At 40.4% G+C, this 12986-nt stretch carries 8 protein-coding genes; 3 read left to right on the forward strand and 5 right to left on the reverse strand.

Annotated elements, in window-relative coordinates; all coding sequences use genetic code 11:
* Window positions 1-835, forward strand: an 835-nt coding sequence (locus ACEW8O_RS20980; protein WP_373496584.1) for a tyrosine-protein kinase family protein, incomplete at its 5' end; no start/stop codon positions are given.
* A gap of 230 nt (window positions 836-1065) precedes the next feature.
* Here ACEW8O_RS20980 and ACEW8O_RS20985 read toward each other — a convergent pair.
* The gene (locus tag ACEW8O_RS20985) at window positions 1066-2532 is read right to left on the reverse strand and encodes a Gfo/Idh/MocA family protein (protein ID WP_373496585.1); all 1467 of its coding nucleotides are present in this window, start codon (window positions 2530-2532) and stop codon (window positions 1066-1068) included.
* Window positions 2533-2776: 244 nt separating this feature from the next.
* Between ACEW8O_RS20985 and ACEW8O_RS20990 the strand changes: the two genes are divergently transcribed.
* Together ACEW8O_RS20990 and ACEW8O_RS20995 are read left to right on the forward strand one after the other, a co-directional pair.
* Window positions 2777-3589, forward strand: coding sequence for an SDR family oxidoreductase (locus ACEW8O_RS20990; protein WP_373496586.1), 813 nt, complete (start codon window positions 2777-2779; stop codon window positions 3587-3589).
* A 6-nt stretch (window positions 3590-3595) separates the two neighbouring features.
* On the forward strand, window positions 3596-7540 hold the full coding sequence (locus ACEW8O_RS20995; protein ID WP_373496587.1) for an AAA domain-containing protein: 3945 nt from the start codon (window positions 3596-3598) through the stop codon (window positions 7538-7540).
* A 6-nt stretch (window positions 7541-7546) separates the two neighbouring features.
* Here the strand turns inward: ACEW8O_RS20995 and ACEW8O_RS21000 are convergent, their stop codons facing one another.
* From ACEW8O_RS21000 to recQ, 4 genes are read right to left on the reverse strand one after another with little or no spacing between them, the layout of a single operon-like run.
* Window positions 7547-7999, reverse strand: a complete 453-nt coding sequence (locus ACEW8O_RS21000; RefSeq protein WP_373496588.1) for a gliding motility lipoprotein GldH — start codon at window positions 7997-7999, stop codon at window positions 7547-7549.
* A 9-nt stretch (window positions 8000-8008) separates the two neighbouring features.
* On the reverse strand, window positions 8009-9388 hold the full coding sequence (locus ACEW8O_RS21005) for a stage 0 sporulation family protein (protein WP_373496589.1): 1380 nt from the start codon (window positions 9386-9388) through the stop codon (window positions 8009-8011).
* A gap of 34 nt (window positions 9389-9422) precedes the next feature.
* Window positions 9423-10730 carry a phosphoribosylamine--glycine ligase gene (gene purD, locus ACEW8O_RS21010; protein ID WP_373496590.1) on the reverse strand — a complete coding sequence of 436 codons (1308 nt, stop codon included), beginning with the start codon at window positions 10728-10730 and terminating at the stop codon, window positions 9423-9425.
* 17 nt (window positions 10731-10747) lie between these two features.
* Window positions 10748-12925: a DNA helicase RecQ gene (gene recQ, locus ACEW8O_RS21015; protein ID WP_373496616.1), complete on the reverse strand. Its 2178-nt coding sequence runs from the start codon at window positions 12923-12925 to the stop codon at window positions 10748-10750.
* Window positions 12926-12986: the final 61 nt, after the last annotated feature.

The raw sequence follows: 12986 nt of genomic DNA on the forward strand, positions 1-12986 counted from the left end.
CAGGGATTTTTTGAACACCAAGATTGAAGATCCTAAGGAACTTGAAAAACAGATTAAAACACCTCTGATAGGTATGATCGGCAGAAATCTTGGAAGTGACCCTAAGCCTGTATTACATAATCCAAGGTCTTCGGTAACAGAATCTTTCAGGAATATTAGGGCTGATATGTCCTATTTGTGCCCAAACAAGGATCATTTGACCATATTGTTTACCTCAAGTATTTCGGGTGAGGGTAAGACTTTTGCTTCTATCAATATGGCCTCCGTTTATTCTCTTTTGGGAAAAAAGACAATGTTGATAGGGCTTGATCTCCGAAAGCCCAAGATTGCAGAAGAGTTTGGATTCAATAATGACATCGGTATGAGTACCTGTCTGAGTAAGGGGATTCCTTGGAGAGAGGTTGTCAAACCGACTCAGTATGATAACCTTGACGTCATTCTCTCAGGGCCTGTTCCGCCTAATCCGGCTGAATTACTCTTGCAGGACAAGTTTTCACAGATCATGTCGGAAATAAAAAAGGAGTATGATGTAGTGATTTTGGATTGTCCACCGGCAGGCCTTGTTTCCGAGACCAAGGAGCTATTTAATTTTTCTGATGTCAATTTTTATATTTTCCGGCAGGGATTTTCACACAAAAGCCACATTCAGGTTCTTAATAACCTTATCGAAAAAGGAGGGGTCAATAAAGTCTATGCCCTGCTCAATGATGTGCATATTGACAAAGGATATGGTTTTGGTTACGGATACGGCTACGGCTATGGATATTCCAGTCATTATGGTTACCATGACGAAATCGAGTTGCCCTGGTGGAAAAGGGCATTGAGGAGAAGGTGAGCGAGAGAGGAGAGAAGCGAGATTTTAGAACCTAGAACCAAAGCCTGTCCCGAGTATCGGGAAGCCAAGAATCAAGATACAAGAGTAAATTCTAAGGAAGAGGATAAACACATAAAATTTACCCTTCATCATCCTCTACCTTCATCCCTCTTCCTTCGTTCACAATCCCCAAATCTAAAATCTACCCTCTAAAATCTAAATTTTTTCCTTCATCCCTTATCCTTTCTCCTTCATCCTTCCAGCTTCCACCCCTCCCTATACACCCTTTTTACAAACTGATTGGCGGGTTCAAAATTAGTGATTTTCATGTTGGGACCGTCCCAAACCAATTTGATTCCCCGGCCAGGATAGTCAAATCTATTGGAACCATCAGATCTTGGCACTCTATAATCATTACTTCTGATAGCAAGATTCCCCATCAAAACTGATTCTGTCAAGGGTCCGGCGATAGAAAATGGTGAACTCAACTGATTGAATTCTTTACTATCGAAACCACTGATACAAGCCTCTACCCAGTTGTTATAATGCCCTCTATCTCCCTCGGGAACCCTATATAAAGTTTGAGGAACGTGGATTTCTTCCGTTAAAGATGTCGGCAGCAGTTTTGGATCTCTACCATAGGTGCCGCACATCATTTTTCCTTTGGTACCTTCGATGATGACGCCATTTCCGCCATCTCCCATGACCTCATTGGGGCCTAACTCTTCGGGTCTTGATGGCTGAATGCCACCGTCCATCCAATGGAAGCTAAGATCTTCTTTTCCTTCTCTTTTAAATCTCAATGTAATATGGGAAGAAGGAGGGCAACTATCTGGGAAATATCCTCTCTGGAATTCTCCTACATAAACAGAGCCTACACTGCACTCGGCGGACTCAGGATAACCTAATCCCAAAACCCTGAATGGCGGCTCCATAATATGACAAGCCATATCTCCCAAGGCTCCTGTTCCGTAATCCCACCAACCTCTCCAATTAAAAGGGATTAAATTGGGGACATATTCTTTGTATGGGGCGGTGCCCAACCACAAATCCCAATCCAGGTCAGCAGGAGGTGTGGCTTGGGTTTTTGGCCAGGGAATACCCTGTGGCCATACAGGTCTGTCAGTCCAACTCCAAACTCTGGTAGCTTCACCGATCAATCCGGCATTGTACCACTCCACCATTTTCCTTACACCTTCACCTGAGGAACCTTGGTTCCCCATTTGGGTGACCACTTTATATTTTTCAGCAGCTTCAGTCAACATCCTGGCTTCATAAATATCATGTGTAAGTGGCTTCTGCACATAGACATGTTTCCCCAATTGCATGGCTGCCAATGCCTGAATGGCATGCATATGGTCGGGAGTAGAGACGGTGACTGCATCAATGTTCTTATGCTCTTTGTCAAGCATGGTTCTAAAATCCCTGTAATATTTCGCTTTTGGATGTGCTTCCACACTTCCTTTTGCCCTAGTGTCATCCACATCGCACAATGCAATAAAATCTGCCTTTCCACTATTGAAGACACCTCTCACATCCCCACTTCCCATTCCCCCGACACCAATTCCCGCCACTCTCAATCGATCTGATGGAGCTATAAAGCCAGGACCACCCAATACGTGCCTTGGAACAAAATAAAATCCTGCCAGGGCAGTTGCGGAAGCTTTGATAAAACCCCTTCTGGAATTGTCATTTTCTTTTAGTAATTCTTTTTTCATCAGGTCTATTGTTTGAAAGATTGTTTGAATGATGTCCAATCGAAAATCCAATTTATTTAAAAAATCCGTTTTTGGGCTTATTTATTTTTTGATTTTGAAAAAAAGGAGAATAAATGAGATTACTTTTTTGCTTTAACCGGTAGGAATTTACTTTTCATTCATGTCAAAAAAACTGAAAAACATTTCAATAAGAGAAGGACTTTTTCCTAAATTTTTATCTTTAGGGTGAAATCACTGAATAGAAATGAAATTAAAGGACAAAGTGGTTATTATAACAGGCGCAACCTCCGGAATAGGTGAGGCTTGCGCATTTGTTTTTGGAGCTCAGGGAGCAAAAATTCTTATCACAGGCCGTTCACAGGTCAAGCTTGATAATGTGCTGCACAATTTACAGAATCAGGGGATAGAAGCAGTGGGAGTTTTGGCTGATGCGGCATCATTGGAAGAAAACCAAAAGATGGCTGATGAAGCTATCAGAAGGTTCGGAAAAATTGACATCCTGGTCAATAATGCAGGGATTTCGATGCGGGCATTATTTGAGGACTTGGACCTTGAGGTGTTCCATAAAGTGATGGATACCAATTTTTGGGGGACGGTTTATGCCACTAAATTTTGCCTTCCTTATATATTGAAAAGTAAGGGCAGTATTGTTGGTGTATCTTCCATCAATGGCTATCGGGGAACTCCCGCCCGCACTGCCTACACGGCAAGCAAATATGCGATGAATGGATTTTTTGAATCTTTAAGAACTGAAGTGATGAAGAAAGGCGTGCACGTGTTAGTGGCTTGCCCGGGATTTACAGCTTCCAATATCCGTAACAATGCCCTGACAGCTGATGGAACAGTTCAGGGTGAATCACCGCGGGAGGAAAATAAAATGATGACATCAGAGGAAGTGGCAAATGAAATTTTAAAAGCTACCCTTGCCAGAAAAAGAGATATTATATTGACGAGACAAGGAAAATTAGCTGTATTTTTAAATAAATGGATTCCCGGAATTATGGATGGAGTAGTTTACAACCATATGGCAAAGGAAAAAGATTCTCCTTTCAAATAATCACCTATGCTCAAAGATGTTCTTCAGGTATATCTAAATAGATTGGTGGATCTTTCCAGCAGGAACAGGTCCATCTATCTTTCAAGGCTGATATCCGGTCAAATGATTGATCTGAAGGATTTTGATTTTGCAAACCATCTTCCTGCTTTTAATTATATAGAAGAACTTATCGGTAAAAATAACAGACTTCCAATATTACCCTTATCAGACCCAAGAGATAAGAACGTCAATATACTCTCATCCCGAATTAAAAAACTGCAGCACTCGGTAAAGTTGGCAGAAGCCGAAACGGGAGAAAAAAGTCTATACGTGGGTTGGCCTTTTGTGGAAGGAAAAATGCTTAATGGCCAGGTTATCAGGTGTCCGTTAATGTTTTTTCCAGTCGAAATCAAATCAGAGGAGAACCAATGGAACTGGATAAGAAGTAATGGAGACCATCCTTTTTTGAATAAAGCTTTTTTATTGGCCTACTCCCATGCATACGGCAAGGACCCTAACATATTTGGCGAAGAAAATCCACTCGAAAATTTCTCTTCGGATTTAGTGGTATTTAGAAATGAACTTTATGTTTTTCTGGATCAGGAATTTTCACTTAACTTTTCCAGAGAGCTGTATGAAAATAGGTTGGAAACATTCCCTGATTCCTCCAGAAGTCTGGATGAGGAACAAATGAAGATTGGAAAACTACAACTTAAACCTTACGCAGTGTTGGGACAGTTTACACAAAAAACCAGCTTTCTGATTCAGGATTATGAGCAGTTGATGGTTCAGCATGATCTTCCGGATCTTGAGAGCCTATTTCACCAATGGTTTGCTCCGAAAGAATTACAGCCTAATCCCATCAGAGAGGATCAGCTATACACGGTATTTCCTGTTGATTCGAGTCAGGAAGAGGTCATCAAAGCCGTTAGAGAAGGTAGATCTTGTGTAGTAGAAGGCCCACCCGGAACCGGAAAATCACAATTGATCAGCAACTTGGTCATTGATTACATTGCAAGGGGAAAAAAGGTACTTGTTGTTTCACAAAAAAGAGCCGCTTTGGACGTGGTGTTCAACAGACTGGCCAGCGAAGGATTCGGAGCATTTTTGGCCCTTGTACATGATTTCAGGTCAGACAGAAAGGAGCTTTATAAAAAAATTCTCAGTCAGATAAGGTCAATTGATAACTATCAGGAACTGAACCGTGGAATAGATGCCATTCAGCTTGAAAGGAATTTCGCACAAATATCAAGGTTGGTAGATTATAATTCGGATTATTTCAACACACTGAAAAAGGCTCTGTACAATACCGAGGAATGCGGCGTTCCGATCAAAGAACTTTATTTGGGTTCGAAGCTATCAGATGAGTCCTTTGACATGAACCAATTTTACAGGAAGTTCCATGCAGGAAGGGTAAAGGATTTTTTGAGGGATTTCAATGATTATGAGCAATACTACAGGAACTACCAAAACCCTGAATCATTTTGGTTGCATAGGGTGGATTTTAGCGGATTTGATCCGGCAGTTTCAAAACGGATACAGGAAGTGGTTGCTGAAATTAGAGAGGTCAAGGAGAATTTTGAATATGATTTTTCGAAATTGGAAGAATATGATCCATCATTTTTATTTTATTTTTATGAGCAAAAACCAAAGTTGGAAGAACTTATCCATTTATTGCACCATAAGGAGAGTTTGGATCGTTTTTGGTCCTTGAAGGATATACCAAGGACAGAAATTGATATTCTTTGGCTGGAACATAAACTTGACGCTATCAAATCACTGCTGTCCGATGAAGGCGTAGAATGGAACAGCCTCGACAGGGAGTCAGAGGGACTTATGAAATTGGCCATTGAGTTTTTGGCCAGGAAAAAAGGTTGGAGAAAACATTTTCCGCTTATCTGGAAAACAAAAAGATTTCTGCCCATTTATAGACTTTTGATTTTAAATGAATTGGAAAACAGTACTTATGGGGTAAATATCCTGATCAAAAAACTGGAAAACAGGATGAATCTCAATCATCAGTACACCCTGTTAAATGGCAAGCCATGGATTGAACTTCCCGGTAAGCCTTTTGATTATACAACATTCAATCATATTTCCACCATTTACAAAGAAGCTGTAAAGGCTAAATCTGTAATCAATGATCTTGGCGGATTGAACAGTTTTTTAAAATTAAACGCATCATCGGGTGAAGCTTTCCTAAAAAGGTTAAATAATGTACTCATACATTTGCAGGTGTTGGAAAAGAAGATGCCCTATTGGTCATTATATCTGAGCAAAATCCAGATCCAACATTTGATATCCCAGAGTTCGGAAGACGGGATAATAACTATCCAAGAACAGGTACCACAGATTTTTGATGGGATGGTTCACTTCGATAGATTGAGAAAAAGGTTGAAGTCCCAGGATATCTCCGTAATGGATAAATTGCTCACCACTTATCCTGATAGGAGTTTTGAGGAACTAAAAGCACTTTTTCTTTCGGGGCTTAAAATGAGCTGGATAGGCCATATAGAAACCAAGTATCCGATACTGACAGATGTTGTTTCCAACAAAACACTTAAAATGCAGGAGGAACTGTTAGATGCAGTCGTAGAAAAATGGAAACTTTCAAAGTATATTGCAGACATTAGGGTCAGAGAATTCACTTATAAAAACCTTGAATTTAACCGACTCAATAATCTTTTGACCTATAGGGAACTCAGTCATCAGGTGAGCAAGCAAAAAAAGATTTGGAGTATCAAAAAGCTTGTTGAAGCATTTGAGGATGAGATTTTTAAACTGATACCTTGTTGGCTGGCATCACCTGAAACTGTATCCGCACTTTTCCCTTTGAAACAGTCGTTTGACCTCGTGATTTTTGATGAGTCTTCGCAGTGTTATGTAGAACGGGGGCTTCCCGCCATGTTGAGGGGAAAGCAAACTGTCATAGCAGGAGATTCCCATCAATTGCGTCCATTTGACCTGTATCAGGTCAGAATGGAAACGGAAGATGATGGGATTGAAACAGAGACAGAATCCCTTTTGGAGCTTGCATCAGGATTTTTTCAGAAATTCTGGCTTCAAGGACATTACCGAAGTGCCCAGCTTGGGCTGATACATTTCTCTAACAGAAATTTTTATGAAAACAGACTGAAAATGCTCGCAAAGATGGATCTAGTAAATGTCAATGAATCCCCTTTCAAATTAATAAGTGTAGATGGGATTTGGGACAAACAGACCAATAGAGTAGAGGCGGAGGCTGTGATTGAGGAAATAAAATGGATCCAAATAAACAAGCCATCATTTTCAATTGGAGTGATTACTTTCAATTTTTTCCAAATGGAATTGATCCAGGAACTGGTAAACTTAGAAGAGGATATCAAAAATGAAAATCTTTCTATAAAGAATATTGAAAATGCGCAGGGTGATGAATTTGACTGGGTGATTCTTTGCATTGGATATGCCAAAAACAAAAAAGGGAAGTTAATTGCAAATTTCGGGATGCTTTCCAAAAAGGGAGGAATCAATCGCTTGAATGTAGCCATTACCAGGGCCAAAAATAAAATTACCGTAGTCACCAGCCTGAAATCAAAGGATTTTAATCAGGACCAGTTGAAGAATGAGGGTATTGGTATGTTGAGGAATTATATTGACTATGTCAAAAATGTCAGCAAGGGTGAAAGTTTGGATATTCCTGCATCGCCAACCTACAGATTTGACAACACGTGGTCTCTAAGGGACAAAATCCAAGGTTCGCATGGTGGTTATGAACTAGAAAGATATCCATCGTCAAGCTTACTTGATCTGGCATTGAGAAAAAAGGGTGTTTATGCTGAGGCAATACTTACAGATGACCAAAGACTTTACGATGCCCAGGGATCCAAGGAAGCATTTGTCTATCACCCTTTACAATTAAAGGAAAAGGGCTGGCCTTACAGGTTTTATTTCAGCAGACAATATTGGATGGGAAAACCTCTTTTGGGGGTTTGAAAAAACCTACTTCACAATCTTAACCCCCACAGCCTCAATGCCAACTATTTCATCCATTCTCATATATTGCAATAACTGAATCTTTGAATAAGAATTATTTGTCAATAGGGGAAGGGTGTCATATTTGGTAAATGTAATCCCAAATCCTGAACCCAATGGCTTGCCTGATTTATTATCAAAAAGCGGGATTTCCAATAATTGGGTTTCGATGATTTGGCCAAGACTGTCTTTTAAAAGATAAGTGAGGTAAAGATTTCTGAATTCATAGTCATCGTTGTATTTGATACCTACGATTGTTTTGTGAGAATCAGAAATCTTAGGCAGATCAAATGAAACTGTATCAGCAATATTCCATGAACCTGTTTCCATTCCCTGGTATTTTTCAAATAGTCGGCTCTTGTCACAGCCAAGCATCAAAACACATAGCAGCAGGAGAATAACCTTGGATTTTAATGTCATATTTTAAATTTATGATTGTCCTGGATTTTGGTCTCCTTTATTCTTTGGGTTAAACCTTCTTTTGTTGTTCCTTTTATTCCTTGGTTTCTGCTCAGATCCACCTTCTTGGGATTGAGGTTGGGCAGGTTTGGAAGTGGCGTTCTGTTGCGGGGCGTTACTTCTTGGTGTGCGACCGCTTGGATTGTTTTTCCTTTTGGGGTTTTGGTTGGGATTGTTTTTTTGTTGTTGCTGTTCTGGATTTCCTGCCTCTTTTTTAAATGCAGGGTTGCTTCCGTCTCCACGGGGTTTCTTTTTCTTTTTGGTTCTTTTATTACCGCTGAATTTTTTGTCCAGAATTTCCAATTCAAGGTTTGATTTTGAAATCTGTTCTTCTATGTCCTTTGTATGGTTGTTTTTCAGATTTGTCGGTTTGGTGCCTTTGGCGTTAAGTTCCTGAATCTCTTTTACCCTATCACAGGTGATGGAATGCCAGTCGTTATCATTATTGTAACTGAACCACATCAATTTTCTGAAGATATCTGTCTTTTGTAGTTTGGCCGGACCGGCTTCTGTCAAAAGCGGTTTATCTACCTCAGGAATATCACTGAGAGCAGACATGTAAGTATCAAGCTCATAATTTAGACAGCATTTCAATCTACCGCATTGTCCCGATAGTTTGGAGGGATTGAGAGAAAGGTTCTGATATCTTGCTGCGGAAGTGTTGACGCTTTTGAATTCATATATCCAAGTGGAGCAACATAATTCCCTGCCACAGACTCCTATTCCACCCAATCTCCCTGCTTCCTGCCTGAGACTGATCTGTCTCATTTCAACCCGGATTTTGAATTCCGAGGCCAAAAGTTTGATCAGTTCCCTGAAATCTACCCGGTCTTCAGCGGAATAGTAAAAGGTTGCTTTGGAATTGTCTGCCTGAAACTCCACATCCGAAGGCTTCATTTCAAGCTTCAGTTCATCTATGATCTGTTTGGTTCTGTATAAGGTTGGGATTTCCCTGTTTCTTGCTTCCTCCCATTTTTCAAGGTCTTTCTGATTGGCTACCCTATAGATGCGGAGGATATTGTCATCATCTTTGATTTTTCTCTTTTGCATCTGAAGTCGTACCAATTCCCCCTGTAAGGAAACATACCCGATATGGTGTCCGTTTGGCACATCCACTACTATTGGATCCCCGGTTGTCAGTGGAATGAAATCCACATTTCGGTAGTACTCTTTTCTGCCACCTTTGAATTTTACTTCAACAATATCAAACTTATCAACGGTTGGAATTCCCATATGGGACAACCAATCAAATGCATTCATTTTATTACAATCGCTCGTACCACATGTGCCGTTGTTGTTACAGCCGCCACTTGTTCCGGTGGTCGTCGAGCAGCTACTACATCCTGCCATAATTATATATACTAAGGGAGATCTTATCTCCTCTTTAAATGGGTTTATTTATTAAATTGAGAATATCCTGACCGATATCTTTCCGGAAATACAAATCTTCCCAGCAAATTTCCGATACAGTCAGATAGGCGTTTTGAAGTGCGAGATCCAAATTTTGTCCTATTCCTGTTACTGCCATTACTCTTCCACCATTGGTAAGGACCTCCCCCGAATCACCAAGTTTTGTTCCTGCATGGAATATGATGGATTTATTTCCTTTATTGGCCTTGTCTAGTCCAATGATTTCATGTCCTTTTTTGTAATCTCCGGGATATCCACCTGCGACCATCACAACGGTGGTACTGGTGAATTCGTGTATTTCCATTTGATAATCGGAAAGGTTTCTCGTGCCCATGGCATGAAGTAGATCCACAAAATCACTTTTGATTCTGGGAAGGACAGCTTCGGTTTCGGGGTCTCCCATGCGTACATTATATTCTATCACATAAGGTTCACCCCCAATATTCATCAAGCCAATGAAAAGAAAACCTGTGTAAAATATACCGTCTTCTTCCAGACCTTTGATGGTAGGTTGGACAATTCGCTCCTCTACTTTGTCAAGGAATGCACTGTCAGCAAAGGGAACGGGACTGACTGCTCCCATACCTCCGGTATTTAAGCCAGTGTCTTTTTCACCAATCCTTTTGTAGTCTTTGGCCTCCGGTAGGATTTTGTAACTTTTGCCATCAGTCGCTACAAAGACTGAGAGTTCGATGCCATCCAGAAATTGCTCAATGACAACTTTAGAAGAGGCCTGACCAAATTTGCTTTCCAAAAGCATCTCTTTGAGATTCAATTCTGCTTCCTTGTGGGTTTGGCAGATCAGCACACCCTTTCCGGCGGCAAGACCATCCGCTTTCAATACTATTGGGAGGGATTGTTTTTTCAAATATTCCAGACCTTCTCCGATTGTTTCTTTGGTAAAAGTTTCATAGGCAGCCGTAGGAATGCTATGTCTTTGCATAAAGCGTTTGGAAAAATCCTTCGATCCCTCAAGCCTGGCACCGATTTCACATGGCCCGATTACGGGAATTGATGACAATTTGGGGTGGTTTTGGAAAAAATCCACAATTCCCTTTACCAATGGTTCCTCGGGACCCACAACCAACATCTCAATATTATTGAGCAAAATAAATTCTGCCAAGGAGTGGAAATCGGTGGGTGAAATCAAAACGTTTTTGGCAATAGTAGCTGTACCTGCATTACCTGGGGCGACAAATAATTGCTTACAATTCTGGCTGTTAACAATCTTCCATGCGAAAGCATGTTCTCTGCCTCCGCTGCCTAATAATAATATATTCATCAATTAGATTCTTTTTTTTAGTTGGCATGTTCTGAGATAAACTTGATTCTATAGACTCTGACTTCCTCTTCCGCAAAGTCTTCATCTTCAAGTTCATCCAATGCCACTTTAATATTGTCTGATTCTGCAGTCATAAAATAGTCATGCAGCATATCCTCCCTTTCATCATCCATGATATTCTCAATATAATAGTTGATATTGAGTTTGGTACCACTGTAGATTATCTGTTCAATTTCCCCAATGAGTTCTGACATAGAAAGATTGAGATTGTCGGCTATTTCATCAAGGTTGACTTTTCTATCTACTTGCTGTATGATGGATATTTTGACCTTGGATCTACTTCCTGCGGTTTTTACAACGACATCTGAGGCGGTGATGATGTCATTTTCTTCCACATAGTTTTCAATCAACTTCAGAAAGGGTGCACCGAATTTAGTGACTTTTCCCATTCCGACTCCATTGACCTGTGCCAATTCATCATTTGTCGTGGGATATACCGTAGCCATTTCTTCCAAAGAAGGATCTTGGAAAATGACATAAGGGGGAAGGTTCTTGGATTTGGCTACTTTTTTTCTTTCAGCCTTGAGAAGTTCAAAGAGTTTTTCATCGTAAGCTTTTCCTCCACCATGTATATCATCTCCGGAAGTGCTTTCATCTACTTCTTCAAAGTTATGGTCCTTGCTTAGAGAGACGGAATATGGATCCTTCAGGAATTTCTCACCTCTTTCAGAGATTTTGATGATACCATAGTTTTCAATATCCTTTTCCAGAAAATTCAGGATCAAAGCCTGCCTGACAACGGTAGTCCATAATTTTTCATCCTCATCCTTGCCTTTTCCAAAGACCGATATTTTGTCATGGCCATAGCTTTTGATATAATCATTGCTTTCCCCTCTAATGACATTGACAATATGGGTAAGGTTAAACCTGTTGTTTGTTTCCTTGACAGCTGATATCGCCGAAAGGAGATGATCCATACCTTCAAACTGGTCTTTGGGTTTTTTGCAATTATCACAAAATCCACAATCCGTTTCCAGGTACTCACCAAAATAATGCAGCAACACTTTTCTTCTACAAACAGAACTTTCTGAATAAGCGGCCATTTCTTCCAATAGGATTTTGGAATTCTCTCTCTCGGTGACAGGCTTATCCTTGTTGAATTTTTCCAATTTGACGATGTCTTCATACCGATAGAACATTAGGCAGTGTCCATCCAATCCATCTCTCCCTGCACGTCCGGTTTCCTGGTAATATCCTTCAAGGGATTTTGGCACGTCATAATGGATCACATAACGGACATCCGGTTTGTCAATACCCATACCAAAAGCAATGGTAGCCACAATGACATCAAGTTCCTCATTTAGAAAATCATCCTGGTTTTTGACCCGTACACTTTGATCCAATCCTGCATGGTAAGGTGCAGCATTAATCCCGTTTACCTTGAGCAGTTCAGCAATTTCTTCCACCTTTTTTCGGCTCAGACAGTATATGATGCCTGATTTTCCCTTATGGGTTTTGATGTATTTGATGATCTGCTTTTTGGTTTCGTTCTTATGTTTTGGCCTGACCTCGTAATAAAGATTGGTTCTATTGAAAGAGGATTTGAAAAGGTCGGCTTCTTCCATCTGAAGATTACGCTGAATGTCCTGCTGTACTTTGGGTGTGGCTGTAGCAGTAAGTGCAATGATGGGAAGGGTAGCTCCTATCTGGCCGATGATGGATTTTATTTTTCGATATTCCGGCCTGAAATCATGCCCCCATTCCGAAATACAATGTGCTTCATCAATGGCGACAAAACTAATATTCGCCTCCTTCAGAAACTGTACATTTTCTTCTTTAGTAAGGGATTCCGGTGCTACATAGAGCAATTTGGTTTTACCGGACAATACTTCCTTCTTGACTTTGGTAGTTTCAGATTTATTGAGTGTGGAATTGAGAAAATAAGCATTTACACCAAAAGCATTCAATTGATCCACCTGATTTTTCATCAAGGCAATCAAAGGAGAGATTACAATGGCAGTACCTTCATTGACTACAGCAGGAAATTGATAGCAAAGGGATTTCCCGGCCCCCGTTGGCATGATGACAAAAGTGTTTCTGCCATTCAGCACATTATCCACAATGGCTTCTTGAGTTCCTCGGAACTGGTTGAAACCAAAAATTTTTTTGAGTTTTTCTTTTACGCTTTGATCCACAGTCTGCATGATATTACAATGTTACCTTCATCGGTATCCATTAAATTTTAAAGGAATTCTT

The sequence above is a fragment of the Aquiflexum sp. genome, assembly GCF_041749095.1.
GTDB lineage: Bacteria > Bacteroidota > Bacteroidia > Cytophagales > Cyclobacteriaceae > Aquiflexum.

Excerpts from the sequence above, each read along its gene's own strand:
- purD (WP_373496590.1), bottom strand. The coding sequence starts at position 10,730 with ATGAATATATTATTATTAGGCAGCGGAGGCAGAGAACATGCTTTCGCA.
- ACEW8O_RS21005 (WP_373496589.1), bottom strand. The coding sequence starts at position 9,388 with ATGGCAGGATGTAGTAGCTGCTCGACGACCACCGGAACAAGTGGCGGC.
- ACEW8O_RS20995 (WP_373496587.1), top strand. The coding sequence starts at position 3,596 with ATGCTCAAAGATGTTCTTCAGGTATATCTAAATAGATTGGTGGATCTT.
- ACEW8O_RS21000 (WP_373496588.1), bottom strand. The coding sequence starts at position 7,999 with ATGACATTAAAATCCAAGGTTATTCTCCTGCTGCTATGTGTTTTGATG.
- ACEW8O_RS20990 (WP_373496586.1), top strand. The coding sequence starts at position 2,777 with ATGAAATTAAAGGACAAAGTGGTTATTATAACAGGCGCAACCTCCGGA.
- ACEW8O_RS20985 (WP_373496585.1), bottom strand. The coding sequence starts at position 2,532 with ATGAAAAAAGAATTACTAAAAGAAAATGACAATTCCAGAAGGGGTTTT.